Source organism: bacterium, from assembly GCA_021372535.1.
GTDB lineage: Bacteria > Latescibacterota > Latescibacteria > Latescibacterales > Latescibacteraceae > JAFGMP01.
In genome coordinates this window covers 1-22,192 of sequence record JAJFUH010000015.1, presented here as the reverse complement: position 1 = coordinate 22,192, position 22,192 = coordinate 1, and the positions used below count along the sequence as shown (strand labels likewise).

Below are 22,192 nucleotides of genomic sequence, written 5' to 3'. Positions count from 1 at the left end.
CAATACTCATGTACGATAGATTCAAACATCTCCATGTCCTCAGATGCGCCCGAATCCGCATCTTTACTCTATGGCATTTTGTTCAATAAAATAACTCCGGTCCATGCATTACTGTTGTTCATTTTGAGTTCTTTCGGTATGAAATATGAACGGACAGGGATGCGTGAAGCCCTGAGAGGCAATGCTTATTTCATGCCCCTGTAATAGGAGGTGACAAGGTCGGCGGCTTTTTTATCCTCGGGCACATCGAGAACCGGAATGAGCTCTGAGCGCCTGATATCAAGAACACCGTCAGCCGTTCGCGAGAGCGTGACAAGGCCGACGAACTGTCCCCGCGCACCCGGCGCGACGAGGATTCCATGTTGAGAGCGGTATGGCGTTTCGAGACGGTCGTTGCTGTAGCCCTGAACGACAATATCTATTTCGGGGTAATCGGCAAGCAGACGCTTGTTTGAACCGGTTTCCATGTGGGAGAGAACGATGATGAAGTCGACTTTTTTCCTGAGATCGCCGAGAACGGGTTTAAGGGAGCGGTCGAACGGAAGAAGTGAAAAATCCGGCTTTATCGATTCAGTGGTCAGGAAACACGTGGTATCGCAGACCGAGATAATTCCGGCGGTTTGCCCCCCGATCGTGCGTGTCATGTACGATTTGAAAACGGGGGTGGCGGTATTCATCCGGACGATCGAAGAGGAAAGCAGGGTAAATTGCGCGCTGCCGGCCATTTCCAGCGCGTTGTCGACACCGTGATACATTTCGAGCTGACCGATTCCTGCGGCATCGTACTTCATGAGATTCATGATCTTTGCAATGGTCGTTGTCTTTAACTTGTAGTCACCGTAAAGGCTCACCATGTTCCCGCTGTCGACGAGGAGAAAGGGCGGTTCCTTTTCACGGAGCTTTTTGATGAGGGTAACCCGCTCCGATAGACCGCCGTACGGGTCGCCGGGGCATCCGCACTCCCTGAGTTTCCCCTGGCTGTTTGCTGTATAAACGATGGTCAGCTCGCCGCCGAACGAATCAACGGGGCATAACCAGAGTATTGTCAGGAGGAGCAGCGAGACGGCGACGCATATTTTTTTCATTGAACGATGTCCTTCCCGACAAGCGATTGTGCGATAAATTCTCCGAGCACACGGTATCCTTCGGGAGTAAGGTGCCGTGTATCCTCGAAATACCCGGCCCGGCCTTTTTTCATGGTTTCGAAAACCGCCGCCGCATCGAAAAGAAAGGTATCTGTCTCCGTGGCAATCTGCCTGATGATCGTGTCGTAAGCATGGTATACTTTCAGGAAATCCCCAAAGTTTTCATCCTCGATAAAATCGGGCAGAGTCGCTGCGGAAATGTCCGGGTCATCCGGTCGGGAAAGGGAATCCGGTATCAGCTTCGGGAGGGTCAGGAGCACCGGCAACGCGGATGCCTTCCGTATCTCTGAAATAATGAGTGAGAGGTTGTATTCGAAATTGAAGGGAACGAATTCATCGGGCGTATAGGTAAGGGGAATCGGTTTACGGTTCTCGTACCCGGCGATTTCACGGATTTTTGCCGCGAGATGAAACCTTATGTTTTTCTGCGAGAGAGTATGCCAGTATGAGCTGTAGGGGAGACGGTTGTCACAGTACCGGTCGACCGGCTCGTTGAAAAGATCGTTCCATCCTGCATATACTATGACGATATCCGGTTTGAACCCCAGAAGATGCTGAATTCTGAAGATCATATTGCTTGTCGAATGGCCGCAGACACCCGCGTTTATAACCTCGACGGGACGGCTCGTGCGCCGTTTGGCAAGCATGGTCTGAACGATTTGAGGATAGGGATTTTTCTCTCCGGAAGGACCGAAAGTCGTTGCGTCGCCGAGACACAGTATCCGGGTCATGTCACCTTTGATAAGCTCCGGCCCGCGAAAACCATGGTGGTTAATCCGGATATCCCCGGAAACAAACCCCGGGATCAATTCCCAGCCTGAACAGGGATCGAACCGTTCCCACGGCCGCTCCATCGTCCACCGTTCGCGGTGAAAACGGGTTCTGGAAGCCGCACGGTCTTTAAGCCTCAGAACGATTTCCGCTGCTCCGAGAGCTGCTGTGGCAATTCCGATGCCATAGAGCAGATTTTCCCTTTTCATCGAATATCCTCCCAATGATTTCGTCACAACCCGTATCATAATAACACGACGAAAAACATTATAAGTTCCCCCAAATTTTATCGCCGTATCCGGGAATAAATGTACGGATTTTAACGTGTAAGGACAAGATAAAACAGGATTCGTATACATGATATACTTACCTCTAAGTCTCTCTGCCTCTCTGTTCCTTTGCTACTTTATAAAAGGAATTATGTTGTAAATATCTGTTTTCATTTTTATATTTTTATCATGAGAGGACTGAGAATAACCATAGGGCAGATAAATCCCACGGTCGGTGATCTGGAAGGCAATGTCGACCGGTGTCTCGAGGCTGTTGCCGCAGCGGCCGAACGTGGAAGCGACCTTGTGGTTTTCCCCGAACTCGCCGTTACCGGGTATCCCCCGGAAGACCTCCTGCTCAAGCCGGGTTTTCTCAAACGATGCCGCACTGCCATCGAGCGGTTTGCGGACGGTGTTACCGATATCTGCGCCGTCATAGGATTCGTGGACGGTGTCGGGCCGGTCTATAACGCCGCCGCGGTGATCTCCGGAAAAACCATATACTCCGTATACCATAAGATGTTCCTGCCCAATTATGGTGTTTTCGACGAGAAACGGTATTTCACGCCCGGAAGCCAGCCCGTCTCGTTCATGCTCGGCACGGTGGGTATCGGGTTGAACATCTGCGAGGACATATGGGTGGAAAACGGCCCTTATGGTACCCTCATGGGCGATCATCGCGTGGATATGCTGCTCAACCTGTCCGCGTCCCCGTTCCATGCCGGAAAAGTCCATGAACGTGAGGAGCTTCTCAGAAAACGATCATCCACAGGCGGCGCTGCCATTGTCTACGTGAATCTTGTCGGCGGTCAGGACGAGATCGTGTTCGACGGAGGCTCGCTGGTTTTCGACAGGGACGGCAACTATATCCATAAAGCCCCGGCATTTGTCGAAACGCTCGCGACCTTCGACATGGAATTTTCCGGACCCGCTCCCGGCGGACACATGGCATCCGCCCGCATCGGTCTCCATGTTCACAAAAAGCCGCCGGTCGAACCGATTATCTCACGCGCGCTCACCCATGACGAGGAAATACTCGAAGCGCTTGTGCTCGGTACCCGCGACTATATTCTCAAGAACGGTTTCTCGAAGGTCGTTATCGGGCTTTCCGGAGGTATCGATTCGGCGCTCGTGGCGGCAATCGCCGTTCATGCTCTCGGCGCTGAGAACGTTATCGGGGTGACCATGCCCTCGCAGTATACATCGACCGGAACACGTTCCGATGCCGGGATATTGGCGGATAATCTCGGCATACGGTTCATGGAGATACCCATTTCACCGATTTTCGGGGCGTTCAACGAGTCGCTTGCCGATGCTTTCAGGGGATACGGACAGGATGTCACCGAGGAAAATATTCAGGCGCGGATTCGCGGGACACTGCTCATGGCGCTTTCGAACAAATTCGGGTGGCTTGTGCTCACGACGGGGAACAAGAGCGAGATGGCGACCGGGTATGCAACCCTGTATGGCGATATGGCAGGCGGTTTCGCGGTGATCAAGGATGTTCCCAAAACGACCGTTTTCCGGATCAGCAGGCTTGTAAACAGCCAGGCGGGACGAGAGATAATACCGGAGAGCATCATCACGCGCGCTCCTTCTGCCGAGCTGCGGCCCGACCAGAAGGATTCCGACTCCCTGCCAGAATACCCTGTCCTCGATCCCATTATCAAGGCTTATATCGAGGAAGACCAAGGTATCGAGGACATTGTCGCGATGGGATTCGACCGTGAAATGGTACAGAAGGTGGTCAGAATCAGCGACCGCTCCGAATACAAGCGCCGTCAGGCCCCGCCCGGGGTCAAGATAACTCCGCGCGCTTTTGGCCGCGACCGCAGGCTTCCGCTTACCAACCGCTTCAGACCCTGATGGTTATACGTTTGGACGTCCTGATGAATCTCCCGATGGTTATCGAATCCTTGTACGCAGGCATTTCCTCCCCATCATATCCGGAATGGATTATAGCTGCGGGCACGAATCATGATTCCCGTATGGCAGAAATGATGCTGCCAATGCCCCGCTACAGGCCTGACATCGATCATGTATGGGGGAATCGGAGATGAAGCAGGTGCGGACAGCCGTCCGGAGTGTCAAAAACATCGCCAACTTTATTCGGAGTATCCCCGCGGTTGTTCTTGCCAACATACTCCTGACCCGGCGGTGCACACAGAACTGCCTCCAGTGCACCATTCCGCGGAACGCCGGTGACCCGCCGTATATACCGATGGAGCATTTTATCTTTCTCGTCGACCGTTTCGACAGTCACGGCACTCAGTTTATCAGCCTTTCCGGCGGTGAGCCGATCCTTCATCCCAATATCCATGAATGTCTGCGTTATGCGGCAGGAAAGCGGTTCGTTCATGTCCAGCTCCTCTCGACGCTCTATGCGCCGATGAAAAATGTGGAAAAGACTGTGGAAACCCTCCTTTCGACCGGAGCGGGCATACAGGTTTCGTTCGACGGCTTTGACGAGATTGCCGACATGCTCCGCGGCGCACCTCATGTGTCCGATACCGTCCGGCAGGGCATGGAACTCCTTACCCGCGAAAACAGAAAGCTCCGGAAACCCATACGTACATCGGCAAACATCGTGGTGAGCAGGCTGAATCTCCGCCAGATTCCCGATATCTTGCGCTATATCGAGAGCCTCGGCTGGAAATGCAATGTCGATCTTTACCGCTGGACTTCCGACAACACGGACGAAGTGAGCGACATGAAGATCGAGGACGGTGAGGCATTCAGGAACATGCTCAGCGCTGTCAGAAACTCGCCGGCAGTGACGACGCCGCGGGTTATCATCGACGGCTTTCCCGACTATCTGCGCGGGAAGGCTGCCAAACGCTGCCCGTACCTCGATTCGCGGGGTTTCGGAACAAAAATCTACGTGAATCCCGATGCCTCGGTCAGTGTCTGCCTCGGCAAACCGTTCGGAAATCTTCTCGAACAGACTCCCGCCGAACTGTTCCGCTCGAATGAATGGAAAAAACGTATCGAGGAGATACGCGCCTGCAGGGGATGCTGGAATTCATGCTACACACCATCGGGTATCGTTTTCCACCCGTCCGGCTTCGGCGACATACGGGCCATCTGGGGAATTATCAGAAAAGGCTGATGTAATTTCCGCGTTCGAATACCGGCTTTTTTACCTTAGAAATTCAGAAATAATGTACGATTTACGGTCTATAGAGGTCTGTCGAATAAAAAATCGTAAATCTGAAATCGTATATCGTAAATACTCGGTTTAAAGAGTAATTCAGCCTCATGCGAACAGATCGGATACCTTCCCTCCACGCTTTATCATGCGGTCGAGTGCGAGCAGGTTGAGCATGAGGTGGCGCGGATGGTGAAAGTTGCCGACACGGTTGTAATGGGGCACGAAGGTCACCTTCCTGTCGGCGGCGAGTATCCAGATGGGGAAACCGTACTGCTTGAGCGGGAATTTCTCACGGACATAGGTGAACATCCTTCTGAATATGTCCTTCGCCCACTGTTCGCCGGTATGTTCGACGATTAAGAGCGACCCGATGAGTACTTCCTCCTGCGCCCAGAGAACTTTATCGAGCGTCCACTCGTTATTGTCAACATGCTTGAGACCGGCGAACACCCCGCCGTACACATCGTCCCAGGCGACCTCCACATGACGTCTGAACCATTCGGCTGCGGTGAAAAACAGCTCCTTGTTCCTGCTGCGCGCGGCTTCAGACATCACCATCCAGAGGGTTTCGATGGCGTGACCCGTGTAAACGAGCTGGGCGATTTCATTATCGGGCCGTGACATGTCGTGGTTGACAATCTCGTTGATAAGGTCGAACTGCGGGTTGAAATGATATTTTGTTATCGCCTCGACACACCGTTTGTTGACCGCCTCGATATCGGAGTCCTGTTTGTGAGTGAGCATCTGCGTGGTAAGACGGACAAGCACCATCCACACGCCGAGAATACGGGCGCCGGGGATAAGTGGGGCCTTCGCGTCGAGATAGCCGCGGGCGGCTTCGGGCTGGTAATCCGGTTTGTCATAATACTCGACATAATCGAGGAGAATTTCCTTCGCCGTGTTCCAGCTGGAATCATCGCCGGAGGCTTTGGCGTATTCCGCGAGTCCGTTCGCGATGAACAGGTTGCCGTACCCGCGCATGTCCGGCGCGCCGGATGGCTTCCCCTCGCGGGTGTAACTTTCCGGCCAGAATCCACCGCGCGGCGGCCTGTGTTTCATGATGAACTCGACCGATTTACGGGCGATTTCGAGGTTTTTCGGTTCATGTTCGAGGTTATTGAAGAGAAACGAATAGACCCATATCCCGCGTCCCTCGTACCAGGCGCGCTTGTTTTTGGTGATATTGGTACCGTCACGGTCGGTGTCGCACATGAATCCGCCGTATTCGTGATCGATGACAAACTTATCCAGAAACGGGAGAAAGTCATCGAAAAGATCGTACCGGTACTGTTCGCGGAGCTCATCGAGCGTTTTTCCCGCCAGAAAGCCGTTGTCGGTGACCGAAAGAGTTTGAGCGGCAGGCTTTTGTCCCTGTCTGTCGGCACCGGTACCGCATCCGGCTGTTCCGGCAATGGCCGGAGCAACGGTGCCGGTTATCTGAAGGAACGATCGACGTTTCATGGGCGGATTCTCCTTTATGTGCACCAGTCAAAACGGCGCAGAACTTGATCTGTTGACTGAATAAACCGTACATTATTCCCGGTTACAACTTTATGAAAATCTTCCTGCGGTAGAGCCAGAAACAGACGAGCCACTCTGCCGTGAGACGGACTGCATGTTCGAGAGGAGCAACCCAAACACCGATAAGCACAGCGAGAGGCTCGATAAATATCCCCGAGGTATCCAGAAGCCAGGGATTGAAAAGCCCGTTGAGCATGTACACGAAAATCGAGTTCATGCCGAAAACCATGAACGGGAAACTCCACTTCGTATATCCCCGGACATCGATAAGCCAGTAAAAGAGTATGAGAAGAAAAGACGCGAGGCCGCAGGTGAACAGGGTGTACGAGCTTGTGAACATCCGCTTGATAATCGGGATGACCGGATGGAGCCCCAGCCCGCTGAGAACGCCGATTGCACCGAACACCGCGAGCGTCTTCATGAACTGCGTGTGGGAGGTCCGGTTGAGGAGGAGCCTGCTGACGATGCTCCCGTAAACGACGACGGCGACCGATGTTATGGTCGGGTACAGGTATCCCCATCGTGATGTGCTTCCCGTCAGCCTGTTGTCGATAAGATACACGAGGTTCTTGAATACCTCATAGCTGTTACGCCCCGCTTCGGGAACCGGGATGATGAAGATGAAGAGCCAGTAGATGAACAGGAGCGCCCCGAACACGGCGAACTGGGTTTTCATGTTCTTCGTGAGACATAAAAAACCTCCGAAATAGCACATGGCGAGAACCTGGAGAACCCCGGGGCCTAAGGTTGGTTTCTTAGCGCCGATCCATGTCAGGATAAATCCCAGGCAGAAGAGGACAACGGCCCGTTTGAGGGCATGGTTGAATCTCGCCCGGTACGGCTCTCCGCGCGAGCGCCGCTTTTCATCGGAAAGTCCCAGCGACACGCCCATGATAAACAGGAACGAGGGAAGAATGAGGTCCTCGAAATGAAAACCCACCCACGGAACATGGTTGAGCTGGTTGAAAATGAATCCGACGACCGGGAAATCCTTGAGCTTTTCGAGCCCGAACGTATGGAGCAGCATCGAAAACATGATGAATCCGCGCAGCGCATCGAGCGAGCCGACCCTTTTGCCGGGATCGGGCAGTGACACCGTGTTCTGATTCATGATCCGCCTCAGTTCATAAGTGGTTACCGAATATTTTCGATATTTTTTTCATGGTCTGTCCCGGTTATATGAGTGAATAGAGGGTATAAGTCTTAGACCGTCACATTTCATCATGCGAAAAGGTCCGTTACTTTGCCTCCCCGTTCGATCATCCTGTTGAGGCAGAGGAGATTCAACATGAGGTGACGGGGGTGGTGAAAATTTCCGACCCTGTTGTAATGTTCGACAAAAGTGACTTTTCTGTCCGCACCCAGTATCCACAGCGGGTACCCGTACTGCTTGAGGGGGAACTTTTCGTGGACGTAGGTGAACATCCTGCCGAACCAGTCCTTCGCCCACTGGTCGCCGGTATGTTCGATCAGGAACAGCGTGCCGATGAGCACCTCTTCCTGAAGCCAGAGGACCTTGTCGACCTTCCAGACATTGTTGTCGACATTATCGAGGCACCGGAAAGCACCGCCGTAGACATCGTCCCATGAAACCTCGACATGACGTTTGAATATGTCTGCCGCACGGGTGAACAGTTCTTTGTCTTTACGGCGGGCCGCCTCGAAGAGCACCATCCAGAGAGTTTCGATGGCATGTCCGGTGTACGAGAATTGTTCATACCCGTTTCCGGCGCGCGAGAGGTCATGGTTGACGGCCTCGTTCATGAGACCGTATTCGGTGTTATAGTGGTAGTTGAGAATTGCATCGATCGACCGGTCCGCAATCTTTTCAATATCGGGGTCCGACCTGTTTTCGAGCATCTGGGTCGCGAGCCTCAGGAGAACCATCCAGTGACCGAGTACGCGGGGCGCAGGAAGAGGGGGCGGTTCGGGCATGAAGTAGGTGACCTTGTAATCGTAATCCGGGCTGTCATATCGTTTCATGTGCCGCAAGAGAATATCTTTCGCGAGATCCCAGTACGAGGCATCCCCGACCGCTTTTGAATATTCAGTCAGCCCGTTTGCGATAAAGAGCCCGCCATAGATGTCGCCGGGACCGCTGAGAGGATTACCCTCCTTCGAATACGAGCCTGTCCAGAATTCGTCATCCTTCGGTTTGTGTTTCAGGATGAATCCCACCGATTTACGGGCGACTTCGATGTATTGATCCTCATGGGCGACCCTGTTGTAAAGGAACGAGTATACCCATATACCCCTGCCTTCATACCATGCCGACTTGTTCGTCGTGATGTTTGTGCCGTCACGGTCGGTGTTGCACATGAAACCTCCATACTCGTGGTCGATGACATGTTTATCGAGGAACGGCAGGAAATCATCGAACAGGTCGTACTGGTAACGGGCACGGAGGTCCTCGAGAGTCATACCCGCGAGGAGTCCTTTATCGGTGACCGAGGGTGATTTCGTGGGGGGAGTAATTTTCTCGACTTTACACCCGTTTATTCCGGCCAGCGCAGCAGCGGTTCCTGCACCGGCTCCCATAAATGTGCGTCTTTTCATTCTTCCTCCTGGGAGGGCGCGCGAAAATGATACTTTTTCACCGCCCGCCTCGTTTCTTGTGCTATCATGAATATCCGGTCCCTTCCGCCGCTTCAGCCATTCATTTTTCACTACCCGGATCATCGTTGTCCGAATCCATTTCGTCATCGTCGCTCTGTTTACCTGTACGGTCATCGGGAATAAAATCATGCCTTTCAAGGGCGGTTTTTATGAGTCTCTTGGCCCGCCTGCTCAGCTCATCGGCCTCTTTTGACATTATATCGAGATCATCGATAAGATTTCTGAATTCATCATCGGTAATACGTTTCTCGAATTTCGGGCACCGTACGATTTTCAAGTGTTCGTCCTGTTTGCATGTATTGACGCATCTTTGACATAGTTTGTGAATCATCACCATGTTCCTCCACGGTGTTATGACGTGCAACCGATATATAACACAGGAAATTCGGACAGGCAACGGAAAACATGAGTTTATCCGGTTCGAAGAGGAAATTCGGTGATTTATGTACTTATGGGGTGGTATGTCTGCAGAGCATCGAGCAGGGAGTCGAGACACATGACCAGAAACACCATGCCTTCTTCATGGATATCCTCGACTTTTTTCAGGATGAGGAAACGGTTGACAGCTATAAAGTAAAGTGAAAAATCCTGGCTGTTTTTTCCGGAGGCTGTTGAATATTCGGCGGAAATTTCCGGCAGAACAAGCTGGATGTATGCCATGAATTCCCATATTGCGCTGAGGAATTCCCGGTGTTTTTCATCACGGTACGAGTGAGCGAGACGGTCGAGAATCTTTTTGATACGGTCAGGCTGGTCGTGTTTGAAGAGCTTTATATGGGAAATGTTTTTTCGCATATGCCGGATAAGATCGTTGACCGCATCGGTCCGGGCATACTCCTCTTTTGCCATGATACGGTAGAAGTTGTTGCCCGCGCCGAGGACACGGCATACGGCGTTGAGAAGCTGGAGCCTGAGCGTGCTCGACCGGAAATCCTCCATCCTGTCCATGACCGCTTCCACGATTTCCCTCACACCGAGCCGTGAGAGACCATCTGCAAGTGTGGGGAAAATATCGCTGTTGTACGGTGCGGTGAACAGCTCGAAAAGCCTCTGTTTCGCTTCTTCGCCCCCGATTTCCGCAAGAGCGGTCACCGCTGCGCTGCGTATCCTGTTGTCTGTATCATCGAGCGTTTTCACAAGCGTTTCAACGGCGGTTTTGTGCCCGATTTTGCCGAGGGCTTCGCATGCTTCATACCGGATGTCCGATTCCCTGTTTTCCAGTTCACGGATGAGCGGGGCAACCGCTTCCTCAGACTGTGTTTTTGCGAGCGCGAATACAGCGTTTCTCCGTACTTCCGGGCTCGCATCGTCGAGGGCTTCAACGAGGGCGTCGATTGCCATGGGGCTTCGCGACCTGCCGAGCTCATCGATTGCTTTTGCACGGGACTCCTCGGTGCGGGCATTGAGAAGGTAGAGGGTGTGATAGGCATACATGAGCGGATTTCCCCTCGTGAGCTGACGAAGGACATAACCGAGCGGTTTATCATGAAGCGAGGGTATAGTGAACGAAATGAGCAGAGGTACCGCCATAAGCACAGCACTGGAAAAAAAGACCATATGAATACCGGACAGGACAACCGACCCGTACGAGAGATGAACGCTGCCGAAACCTTTCATGATCATTACAGCGGCAAGCGGAGCTGCGACAGTGGCGCACCCCACATATGAATTCCATGCCGAAAGAAAAACAGGCGGGGGTGAATTTTGAGGAATAGTGTTAAACAGGAGATTGCGGGACGCTACGGTCATACCGGACTGGAAAAAACCGCTCATTCCCATGATGAACGGGATCAGAAACGTGTTGTCCCGGTTGACGAATATCCACATAACGGGAATAAACAGCGAAACGGCAAAAACCGTATGGAGCACCGGCTTCGAGCCGTACTTTTCCGCGGCGAACTTCCAGAATGAAAAACCGGCGACAAAAAGAACAATCTGGATGTTTGCATAAAGGGCGACAAGGGAAAGGCGCATGTCGAGATAGTTCACCGATTTCATGTAAACAATGTAAAACGGCAGCGCCATGCCCAGCGACAGAAACGTCGAAGCGCGCATGAATACGAGACGCCCGAAATCCCTGTATCGCCAGGGTATAGTATAAGTGCGGAACGGAGTGGCAGGCAGGTCATCAACCCTGCCGGGAAGCTCGACATTTTTCAGAAAAAGGTACCCGGTACACCCGCAAACGAGCCCGATGGCGAACACCAGTCCATAAGCCCGGACGCTTTCATGACCGGGATACTCGAGGAAAAAACCGAAAAGAACCGAAAAGAGCACCGCAGTTGCGTTCATCCAGAGCCAGAGCCTCTGAATGTATCGTACCCGGAGAGTTTCGGAAAAGCTCGCGGTAAGCCATGAGGTCGTGGCGGTCTGCACCGCATTCTGAATAAGCACGCCGAGATTCAGTAAAATACCGATAGTCACTATCCGTAACATCGGGCCTGTAATAACCACAGGAACCAGCACGGTGGCTGTGATGAAAACAACTTCAATCAGACCCCCGATTACGATGATTCGTTTTCCTGTAAGAAAACGGCGTGAGAATGAGTCCAGAAAAGGGATGAAAACAGCCGGAAGTGAATATAACATGATAACGATACCCACATCGGTATCATCTATCCGGGCGACCGTAAGGAGGAATGCAATAAAAATAAAACCGGTCGCACTTCCTGTCTGGCTGTATACGGAGGTAAAAATCGTATTCCAGAAAAAAGCCCGCTTGGCTCGTGAAGTTCTGGAGCGGATTTGTCTCATGGCTGTCAGCGTCTGCTTCATCCGCGGAACCTTGTTTGTTTCCTGTGCATTTTCATGAAAGGTAAAATTTCCATATTCCGGTGGAATAGTTCCATACAGACTCAGGGCCGGTTTATGGGTCGGGAAAAAAGAACCGTGAAGAAGTTTATCCCGCAGTCTTCTTCACGGGTATGTGCCATTAAGAGGGCGATGAAAACATCTATTTCACCGCCCGCGTCAAAAATATACAAAAAATATTCCATCGTATCAATACGTATACGGGATGGAATCCCGATCCGTAAAGGTCAGTGCTCCGATTCCACCGTTTCAGGCTTCGGGTAGAGCTCCTCGATTTTTGCGGCGATATCATCGGGAATGACCACATCAGCGGCCCTGATGTTATCCTCGACCTGTGAAACCTTTGTAGCCGCAGAGATGACACTTGTCACCGCAGGATTTCTGAGACACCATGCGATAGAGAGCTGCGCCGCGGTGATACCCATATCCGAGGCGATTTTCACGAGCTCCTGGCTCCTGCGCTTGTTTTCCTCGGTCCAGTACAGGCGCATGATGACTTCGTTCGTATCATCGTCGGAAGCGCGTGTTCCTTCTGGAGCCTGTTCTCCCGGTTTGTACTTGCCGGTCAGCATGCCGTGCGCGAGAGCTGAAAATACGACATTACCGATTCCCTCCGCCTGTGTTGCAGGAAAAAGATTCCGTTCAGGATATCGGAACAGAAGGTTATACCGAGGCTCGCTCACTCCAATCTGCCGGGCGCCGATCTCCGCGGCGACACGGTTGGCGCGGGTTATGAGATGAGCAGGCCATTCGCTGACCCCCCAGTAAAAAATCTTACCCTGACGGGCGAGGTCCTCAAGCGCCCGGATGGTCTCTTCGAGCGGCGTGCCGGGGTCGGGGCGATGGCACATGAAGAGGTCGATGTAATCGGTTTTGAGACGTTTCAGGCTGGCATGGCACGCCTCGACGATATGTTTTGCGGAAAGGCCGCCGCCGTTCACGAAACCCGTGATGTTGAGCCAGCACTTGGTCAGGATGAAAAGCGATTCGCGGGGAAATTCCGAGAGATATGTACCGAGCACCCGCTCTGCCTGGCCTTTGTTGTATGCATCCGAAGTATCGAAAAAGTTGATTCCGCCGTCATAAGCCTTTACGATGGTGTCGCGGGATGTCTTGTCATCGAGCTTATACCCTATGGTAAGATAGCTTCCGAGTCCTATCGCGCTGAGCTTGACCCCCCATTTACCCATTTTACGGTATTGCATGGCATATACCTCCTCTTGTGATTCCGTTATATATATTTCTGTTGCATAATAAAAAAGCGCACCGGAAGATACAAGAAATTTGTTTTCTCCGGTTGTTCATTTCATATATCCTGTTTCTGCCAGTAGAAAAAACTCGGAACTTGACAAAACCGCTTCCGGAACATTAGTTATTCCCTTGACATACCGAATATCACTTTCAAATATGAAACCTGCTTCCCGGAGGAACCATGCGTACCCTGTGTACCGGTATCGGAATATTTCTTGCGCTCCTTTTTGTAATGGTATCCGAATCGAAAGCCGAACATAAACCCGTTTTCACCTGGCGGATACGTGGCGATGCGAATTACGAGCAGTGGATTTATGACGGGAACGATCCCATCGCCCAGTTCGACAAGAGCACGATGAACGAGCCCATGCAGGCCCTCATGTTTTTCAGCGCTGTTCCGCGGCCCCTTCTCCTCAAGCACCTCAAGCTCACACCGGGGGGAATTCCCCTTGTCAAGGCGGTTCAGCTCTACTGGAAATGCAGCGGATTCATCACCGATGTGCTCGATGGCCTTACGGTCGAGGGGGACGGCACCGAGAAACTCACGGTCACCTTTACGGTGAGGGACGAATGGAACGCGATACAGGTGAAACGGGTTCTTACGGTGACGTATGACAGTACACTCGACGGATATGTCTATGACTTTCAGGACCGCGGGATTATCAACAATCCCGAAACGCTCGACAAAAACAGCGCGGTCGGAATCGAGTACTGTGATCCGTGGTTCGTGGACTGCCCGGCACCGGCGCAGCGTTTTCCCGGTATGTGGAAAGGGCGGTATTCGAAATATGTTTTCGAATCCAGAGACAACCGTATTGTCGCCATACCCCATAACCACTTTTCACAGTCGCAGAAATCGGGGATATTCCTGAAAAAGGAGGGCATATTCGCCGCTGTATACGAGCCGGACGGCAATCCGGCAATTCAGATGCTCGACGATACCGCGGACAGGTCTTCCATCAGTATCTGCCCATGGGGGTATGATGTTCACATGAACTGTTCTCTTGCGCCGCAGGAACTCTATAAACCTATCAACCTCCATTTCAGATTTGTCCCGTGCCCCTATGACAGAGCCCGCCTGCTCGACAGGAGCGCCGTGATACAGCCGGTCAAGCCGACCGAGTTCAACGGACTCAAAGAGGTGCCAATGTACGAGCCGGTGAGCAGTTTTGAAAAGGCCGTTTCGGTCGAAAAACCCCATGAAGGCGACATCGACCCGTGGTTCTGGGTGCCTCAGGACGAAAAAGGCGCCGAGTGGGATAAAACCTCCGGCCATACCGGGTCGTGCTCCCTCAAGATCGAAAAGAGCACTCCGGGAATCTCCACATGGTATTCCATGTGCGAGGGGCAGGGGTACTTTTCCGAACCATGGACTCCCTGCAAGGGTTACGAGATAACCTGCTGGGTAAGGACGAAGGATGTCGCAGGTCCCGGTGCTTCGATCGGCGTCTGCTGCCATGTGCCCAATATTACCCCGGAATGGCCGATAGCACGATCCGAGCGCATTACCGGCACGAAGGACTGGACAAAGCTGACGCTCCGTATCGGTCCTCCGCCAAAGGATACGAGCATCATGTCGCTCTACCTCCAGCAGGTCGGGAAAGGGACAACCTGGTTCGATGACCTCGAAGTGAAAATGCTCAGGTAAGCATGGAGAGAATAGAGCGTGACAGTGTAAGAAAATAATGGTTATAAAAAAAGCCGGGATGGAGAGAACATCCCGGTTTTTATTATATCCTGGAGCATCGAAACCGCTCAGCTTTTCTTCAGAGCGAGCTCCCTCGTTTCGCTGTAATCGTTGAAGCGGAACCGGTACGCGTAGGTTCCCGACTCGAAGGTGCTCGTATCCCACGAAGCCATGTAATATCCCCGCTCCGCGATGGCGTTTACGAGAACTGTCACGGTTTCCCCTTTGCTGTTCAGGATCTCCAGCATCATAGTGCCTTTTTCCGGCAGGTCATATTCAATCGGAAGCAGGGGATATGATGCGGTCGGGCAGCACTGGGCAAATACCCCGGTTCCGGGTTTCGATGGATAGGATGGCTTCTTCTCTGTCACCGTGCCGTAATCGAACGGCTCGTTGACAAGGTGCCAGAACGGCTCCTTCCTGCCGTCGAAATCTTTATGGAGGTAATAGCTCCTGAGCGGCGTACGGGTAAACCAGGTAACCGGTTTCGGCACCGCCTGCCCGTCTTCCCAGAGATACACTGGTACGTTCATGGGATTGAGCACATCGAGCATGCCCCGCTCCATTGCAATGTGGAAGAGGCCGAAGTTCCCGGGTTCGTGGCCTCCGAGCCATTTACCGACAATATCGATCCTGAAGGGGTCCATGCCGAAAATGATGATATTGGTCATGTAGTCCCATGCATTCCCCTTCGGATTATCCTCGTTGCCCTCGGGATTCGGGCCGCGGCTGAAATTCCCGTCGCGGGCGTAGATGCCTTCGACGACATGGAGGCCGAACCGCGTTGCCGAAAGGCTGTCCAGCGTACGGTGCGTCCAGATTTCCTGGCATACGGTATCGTATACATCGACGGGTGTTCTCGAAGGGTCGTCATCCTTTTTGACCGGCCGGTTCCACCGGGGAAGTGTCGCCACATGCCGTTTCAGGCTGGCCTCGATGTCCTTTTCGACATTGGGATTCCTGTGTTCGGGGCTCATATTCATGACGCTCTTCATCTTCTGGCAGAAATGCTGATACCCGTTTGCGACGGCTCCCTGAAAATTCTTGCAGCAGAGCGTAAGCCCCATCGAGTGCGCCTTGAATTTCGCAATGTTGAGGAGAAACGTATCGGGTGAGTTTATCGGCCTGAGATAGGGGATTTTCCTGAACACCATGCCGTTAGGGACATCGACCCACTGGAGCTCGTCATCGCTGATGACCGCAGGAGTTTTGGTCCAGTCGGCCAGCCGCTCGTTATTTATCCCGTTGACCCTTCCGTTCATGTTGTGGAGATCGGCCCCGGTACGGCGGGCAATCGGATAATACACATGGTGTTCCCAGTCCTTGCAGTTGACTTCCCTGAGGTGAAACTGCTTACCCTGGATTCCGAGCCCTTTCATGCCCTCGATGACACCCTCGACGAAAAACGGGTCGGTGATTATTCCCATGGTGTCGAAGGTGTTTCCGCCGCCGCCGGTGATGTTGGGTTTGATGGGAATCAGATTGCTTGCGGGAAAGCCGGAACTGTCCCTGGGGATGAATACCGAGCGGGAGAAACGTTCGCCTTCGGATTTGTTAGCTTCGGAATTGGTCTTGACATCGACATGAGTAAACATGATAAAAACCGCTTCAGGGTGATTTTCCACAAAAGGATGGACTCCGAAATAACCCGCTGGTTTCCCGGACTGCACCGCATGAATCTCGACTGGTCTCATGAGTCCCAGTGGGGCTGCCAGAGCAGTTGTTTTCAGAAAGCTTCTTCGGTTTATCATTGTGCCCGCCTGCTGAAAAAAACCGGGACTTCGATCAATCCCGGTTTTTTTTGGAATTAACTGTTTCACTATTTGTTAACTCAGATTATTTAAAAAATTCTTTTTACCACGAAGACACGAACTGATATAAGAAATTATTAATACTATCTTCAGTATTGCTGCGGCGAATGTATAATGATACTAATTTTGTGAATTGATGCCAAATCAAATTCGGCATGACGACATCCGATGTCACTTTTTAATAATCGGGTAATAATCACTAATCGTTCACAAAAAAGATATAAATAACAAATCCGCGTAAATCCGCTTAATCGGGTTAAGAATATGTTACGATCTGCTGTGCCGCATCCCAGCCCATTCCCTTGACATATACATTGTACAGGCCGGGGGACGCGAACCCGTCCCAGACAAGCTCGTGCGTTCCCGCATCGAGTTTGTCAGCAAGCAGACTTCCCACCACGGTGCCGTCACGGTCGTGAATTCTAATATTCACGTATTCCCGTTCGGGAAGCGTAAGGTCGAGGATGACATTGTTCCGGGCGTCCCTTCCGAGCTGACGGACAGTCGGCCTGCAATCCGCCGACTTTGCCCCAGCCTTCCACGCGGAGTAATTGAACGGTTCGTCGCAGAGGTGATATTTCGGCTCTGTGCCGCCGTTATAATCCTTTGTGAGGAAGTACGTCAGCAGCGGGTGACGTTTAACGCTGTCGAGCTTCACCAGTTCGGCCTTGCCGTCCTTCCAGACATATATGGGAATATCGTGGGGATCGAGCACATTCGAGAGACCACGCTCGATGCCGATATGGAAAAGCCCGAAGTTCCCCGGCTCATGACCGTCAAGCCAGTGGGCGATGATGTCGAGCCGGAACGGGTCTATTCCGAACAGGATGAAATTGGTCATGTAATCGCGGCTTGTAACCTTATAATCTCCGAGCGGCTCGAACGGGCCGGAACCGAATCCGTTGCCGTCCTGGCTGTAGATTGCCTCGATGACACAGATACCGGTCGGGGTGACGCTGTACGAGTCGAGCATTCGCTGGACCCACTGTTCCATCCAGATACCGTTGTGCTCCAGCGATTCGGGTTTTTCCCAGCGCGGGATACCCTCCTTCAGGTGTTCGGCATAGAGTGTCTCGATATGTTTTTCAAAATCCTTCTTTAAAAATGCCCGATAGGGCTCCTCGAATCTTTTTCGCACCATGTTGTGCGCCGTGCAATACTGGTGGAATCGCCTGCCGGTGATTCCCTGGAGATTTTTTATCGTAGCGGTGATACCCATGGCATGGGATTTGTTCTTGGCGATATTGCAGAGAAAAGTGTCAGGCTCGTTCATGGGGGACATGAATCCCATCTTGTCGAACACGACACCGTGGGGAATCTGGATAAAGTTGATATCGTTCGGGCCGAGCTCCCAGAAATTCTGAGATGACAGATCGCGGAGGTCGATGTTAGCCCGCTCGCACATCGCCTTCCATCCCATCGGCTCCCACTGCTGCGGACAGCAGCATTCACGGATGAAATACTGCTGGGGACCGGCTTCCCTCATGCCCTGAACCCAGCCCTCGATAAAGTTGGGATCGGTGTTGATCCCGAGCTTTTCATAGACCGGTTTGCCATCCTGCGGTCCTGCCGATGTCCAGTTGGGTTTTACCGTGATTCTCTGTGAAAACGGGTATCCGCCCGATTTTGATTTCACGATGATTTCCCGGGCCAGCCTGTTTCCGGCGTTACGGATAGCGTCGGTATCCTTTTTCGATTCGATGTCAGTATACGTGATAAAAACCGCTTCCGGATGTTCCCGGATAAACGGGTGGACATCGAATCCAGGCCCCGATGTCCTCTTCGGCGGTCGTCTCATGGGTGCGGAACAGCTTGTAGCGATGAAACCGGTCAATCCTGCTGCCGCAGATGTTTTAATGAAATCCCTTCTTTTCATAATAGTATTCCCCGATGTAATAAAATCCCGCTCATTGTGGAAAATATTGGTTTGTACTATAATTCATAACGTTTCATGTAAAAAAACGTTCCATTATAATTGTAATGTAATAACAGTAACCATTAATGTCAAAAGAATTTATCAATGTTTGAAATCTTTGAAGTGTTGTATTCCCTCACCCCTTTATCTTCTCTTTCATGAATGGGAGAGGGAGCCATTACCCACGCCCGGATTGAGGCTCCCCTTCGCCCACACGCTGCGGGGGATAGGAGATATGGGGGTGAGTGTAGAAAAAAAGTGTAAAGTCATGAATAAGCGGATTAATTCACTCCTCCCCTATTCCCCTATTTGAGATAAGAATCAGGGATAGGAGCAGTTCCTGATACCGGAAAAACAGCGTGAAAATGAATACTCCGGGAGTAAAATCATCAACCATAAATATATTGACATGGGAACCGGGTGCACATATCTTTCGACTATCGATCCGGGTGGTTTGCAGTCATCGAGGCCGTTGCGCCGGCGCCTCAGTGAATCCGCCCGGTTTCACACGGTATGATTGAAGGAGCGGAGATTACGTGTATCCCATGCACTCGTTTGATGTCTCTATAAACGAGGCTCTCGAAATTCAGAATATGCTCCGGAAACTTGTGGTTCTTGACAACGTTGTTGATATCAGCGGAGTTTCACTGGTGGGCGGCGCCGATGTCGCGTTTCTGAAGAAACCTTCCGGTTCTTCTCCTTATCCTGTCGAAGTCTCCGAAAAATCCGGCGGATGTGGTGAGGAAAGCGGAGGGGAACTGCCCGGTGAAAAAATCAGGACATCGGAACTAATTGCTCTTGCAGGTATCGTCATCATCGATACCTCCGGTGGAAACGTTGTCGAGAGCGTATATGCGGCTGTCCCGACAGCTTTTCCGTACGTTCCGGGATTTCTTTCATTCCGTGAGGGACCTGCGGTTCTTGCGGCTCTCGGGGAACTCAATAACCGTCCGGGCGTCATGCTGTATGACGGGTGCGGGATTGCCCATCCGAGAGGTATCGGCCTTGCATCCCACATGGGTGTGTTGACCGGAATACCTTCGGTCGGTTGTGCGAAATCGCGCCTCTGCGGCAGATGCGATGAACCCTTGCAGGGTAAAGGCAGCTGGACCGAAATTGTCTATCATGACGAAATTGTCGGTATTTGTCTCAGAACCCGTGATAACGTAAAGCCTGTCTATGTGTCTCCGGGAAACGGATTCAGTATCAAGGGCGCACGGGAAATGGTCATGTCGCTTGTCGGAAAGTACCGTCTGCCCGAACCGACACGGCTTGCCCATCAGTATGTTACTGATAAGAAGAAAGAACTTATGTGTCAGGGTGTCTAAAGGCATTGTTTAACCGGAGTGAGAGGTTGGGGGAAAAATGATCATGGAACTGCCGAAATGTCTGAAATGTGAGAAGGGTATTCTCGTTCCGCTGTCCGATTATGGCAGGGAAGGCTCGTCCATCATGTTTAAAGCCTGGGTCTGTACAAATCCTGATTGCGGGTATAATCTCAGGATCGATAACGGTGAAATCAGCCTGGGACGTTCAATCGGCATGTCGGGAAAATGATTATGCACGATGATAACCATGGGAATGGGGTGTGAAAGTAACAATAACCGGGTCCAATATGACGGCAAAGATCGCAAGCCTGATGTTCGCTTTGGTGTTATGGCTGGGCGTGTCTCTGAATGCGCCATTTACATACAAAGTTGATCTGCCTATCAAATATATCGGGCCGTCGGAGGGATTTGTCGTAACCGGGCAATACCCCGGCAGGGTTCTGGTATTGATCGAGGGTTCGGGGAAATCGCTCCTGCCTTTCAGCCTCATGAGGATGCGGGATCCGGGGAAATACTATGCCCTCGTGTATCTGACCGGGCTTACAAAAGGGAAACACCAGATCGAGCTCGATAAAACTAATATCAATGTTTCGGACGACGGGAGCTTAGAGGTTCAGAGCATTCTTGACAAGGCATTTTTCCCTATCGAGATCGACAGGGTAATTACCCGTAATATCCCCGTCAATACGGACAGCCTTCCTCCGTATCAACTGGAAAAAGGGTATGTAATTGTCGGTAAACCGAGGGTAAGACCTCAATTTATCGTGGTACAGGGACCCGAGGATACCCTTGCTGTCATAAAATCGGTCAGAATCGTGTCCATGGAACGTAACAAGATTTCATTGAAAGATACCGTTCTTAAAGCCAGTGTCGGAACCGAATTCGGTAATCTTGTTTCCTTGAATCCCGAGGTAGTTGAGCTTTCTTTTACCTTTGAACCGTTTGCCCAGAAAGTATTTGTCAATATACCCCTTACGCTCAAGAGTTTCCCGAGGAAAAACCTCCCGGATTTCACTCCTGAATCGTTTTCTGTCGATGTAAAAGGGCCCGAATCGATCGTGTCGAAACTGAAACCCGACGATATTCTGGTAACCTTACGATACCAGACATATCTCGAACTGACAGCTCAGGGCGAAAATCTCGTACGACCGGAGATTATCTTTCCGGAAGGTCTCGATGTCACGCTTATCCCTGAGTTTGTACGATTCACCGTAAACCCGGAAAAAGGTTAACGGGCCTGTCGGTACACCTCGCACATAAAGGTATTACGTGAACGTTCTCGGTATTGAAACATCCTGCGATGATACTTCCGCCGCCGTTTACAGCACCGATCGGGGACTTCTGTCGTCCCTTGTGTCATCCCAGCTCGAACATCTCGAATTCGGCGGCGTAGTTCCCGAGCTCGCCAGCAGGGCGCACCTGACACTCATACTTCCCGTCATCGACCGGGCGCTTTCCATGGCGGAGCTTTCACTCGATGATGTGGACGGTATCGCTGTTACCGCCGGACCGGGTCTTGTCGGATCACTCCTGGTCGGGGTAAGCGTTGCAAAAGGTCTTTCGCTGTCGCGGAATATTCCCATGATCGGCGTGCACCATATCGAGGGACACATCATGTCCAATTTTATCGACCAGCCCGTTCCCGGATATCCGCTCCTCGTTCTAGTCGTTTCGGGCGGGCATACCGAACTCGTGGTCATGCGTGAGCCGCTCGAATACGATGTCATCGGCTCGACCCGTGACGATGCCGCGGGAGAGGCATTTGACAAGGTGGCTAAGCTGCTCGGTCTCGGCTATCCGGGAGGGCCGGTTATCGAAAAACTGGCCGGAGACGGCGATTCATCATTCGTGAAATTCCCCGTGAGCACCGTGCCCGATTATGAATTTTCGTTCTCGGGGCTCAAGACCGCCGTTCT

17 protein-coding genes are annotated in these 22,192 nt (G+C 52.0%); 7 read left to right on the top strand and 10 right to left on the bottom strand.

The window, feature by feature from the left end; all coding sequences use genetic code 11:
- Positions 1–185 precede the first annotated feature (185 nt).
- Positions 186–1,085, bottom strand: coding sequence for a hypothetical protein (locus LLG96_01345; protein ID MCE5248843.1), 900 nt, complete (start codon positions 1,083–1,085; stop codon positions 186–188).
- Entirely contained in the window at positions 1,082–2,125 is a 1,044-nt protein-coding gene (locus LLG96_01340; GenBank protein MCE5248842.1) for a GDSL-type esterase/lipase family protein, read from the bottom strand. The genes LLG96_01345 and LLG96_01340 overlap by 4 nt, the downstream gene beginning before the upstream one ends.
- A 249-nt stretch (positions 2,126–2,374) precedes the next feature.
- On the opposite strand from LLG96_01340, the gene LLG96_01335 reads away from it, so the two are divergent.
- Positions 2,375–4,051, top strand: coding sequence for an NAD+ synthase (locus LLG96_01335; protein ID MCE5248841.1), 1,677 nt, complete (start codon positions 2,375–2,377; stop codon positions 4,049–4,051).
- Positions 4,052–4,241: 190 nt separating this feature from the next.
- Positions 4,242–5,294, top strand: a complete 1,053-nt coding sequence (locus LLG96_01330) for a radical SAM protein (GenBank protein ID MCE5248840.1) — start codon at positions 4,242–4,244, stop codon at positions 5,292–5,294.
- Positions 5,295–5,441: 147 nt separating this feature from the next.
- Here the strand turns inward: LLG96_01330 and LLG96_01325 are convergent, their stop codons facing one another.
- The 6 genes from LLG96_01325 to LLG96_01300 all read right to left on the bottom strand — a co-directional run bounded on the left by LLG96_01325 (position 5,442) and on the right by LLG96_01300 (position 13,489).
- Positions 5,442–6,797, bottom strand: coding sequence for an AGE family epimerase/isomerase (locus LLG96_01325; GenBank protein MCE5248839.1), 1,356 nt, complete (start codon positions 6,795–6,797; stop codon positions 5,442–5,444).
- An 82-nt stretch (positions 6,798–6,879) separates the two neighbouring features.
- The gene (locus LLG96_01320) at positions 6,880–7,968 is read right to left on the bottom strand and encodes a hypothetical protein (GenBank protein ID MCE5248838.1); all 1,089 of its coding nucleotides are present in this window, start codon (positions 7,966–7,968) and stop codon (positions 6,880–6,882) included.
- 110 nt (positions 7,969–8,078) lie between these two features.
- The gene (locus LLG96_01315) at positions 8,079–9,413 is read right to left on the bottom strand and encodes an AGE family epimerase/isomerase (GenBank protein MCE5248837.1); all 1,335 of its coding nucleotides are present in this window, start codon (positions 9,411–9,413) and stop codon (positions 8,079–8,081) included.
- 100 nt (positions 9,414–9,513) lie between these two features.
- The gene (locus LLG96_01310) at positions 9,514–9,750 is read right to left on the bottom strand and encodes a hypothetical protein (GenBank protein MCE5248836.1); all 237 of its coding nucleotides are present in this window, start codon (positions 9,748–9,750) and stop codon (positions 9,514–9,516) included.
- 164 nt (positions 9,751–9,914) lie between these two features.
- The gene (locus LLG96_01305; GenBank protein ID MCE5248835.1) at positions 9,915–12,248 is read right to left on the bottom strand and encodes an MFS transporter; all 2,334 of its coding nucleotides are present in this window, start codon (positions 12,246–12,248) and stop codon (positions 9,915–9,917) included.
- Between the two features lie 263 nt (positions 12,249–12,511).
- Positions 12,512–13,489, bottom strand: coding sequence for an aldo/keto reductase (locus tag LLG96_01300; protein MCE5248834.1), 978 nt, complete (start codon positions 13,487–13,489; stop codon positions 12,512–12,514).
- Between the two features lie 227 nt (positions 13,490–13,716).
- Between LLG96_01300 and LLG96_01295 the strand changes: the two genes are divergently transcribed.
- The gene (locus tag LLG96_01295) at positions 13,717–15,183 is read left to right on the top strand and encodes a hypothetical protein (protein MCE5248833.1); all 1,467 of its coding nucleotides are present in this window, start codon (positions 13,717–13,719) and stop codon (positions 15,181–15,183) included.
- Between the two features lie 107 nt (positions 15,184–15,290).
- On the opposite strand, the gene LLG96_01290 is transcribed toward LLG96_01295, so the two are convergent.
- A complete protein-coding gene (locus LLG96_01290) occupies positions 15,291–16,973 on the bottom strand; it encodes a DUF362 domain-containing protein (protein ID MCE5248832.1) in 1,683 nt (560 codons plus the stop codon).
- Positions 16,974–17,289: 316 nt separating this feature from the next.
- Entirely contained in the window at positions 17,290–18,909 is a 1,620-nt protein-coding gene (locus tag LLG96_01285) for a DUF362 domain-containing protein (GenBank protein MCE5248831.1), read from the bottom strand.
- A 584-nt stretch (positions 18,910–19,493) separates the two neighbouring features.
- Here LLG96_01285 and LLG96_01280 point away from each other — a divergent pair.
- The 4 genes from LLG96_01280 to tsaD form a co-directional block, all read left to right on the top strand.
- Entirely contained in the window at positions 19,494–20,276 is a 783-nt protein-coding gene (locus tag LLG96_01280; protein MCE5248830.1) for an endonuclease V, read from the top strand.
- Positions 20,277–20,319: 43 nt separating this feature from the next.
- Positions 20,320–20,505: a hypothetical protein gene (locus tag LLG96_01275; protein ID MCE5248829.1), complete on the top strand. Its 186-nt coding sequence runs from the start codon at positions 20,320–20,322 to the stop codon at positions 20,503–20,505.
- A gap of 31 nt (positions 20,506–20,536) precedes the next feature.
- Entirely contained in the window at positions 20,537–21,508 is a 972-nt protein-coding gene (locus LLG96_01270) for a hypothetical protein (protein ID MCE5248828.1), read from the top strand.
- Positions 21,509–21,545: 37 nt separating this feature from the next.
- Positions 21,546–22,192 (top strand): tRNA (adenosine(37)-N6)-threonylcarbamoyltransferase complex transferase subunit TsaD (tsaD, locus tag LLG96_01265; GenBank protein MCE5248827.1); only part of this gene is annotated, 647 nt, incomplete at its 3' end.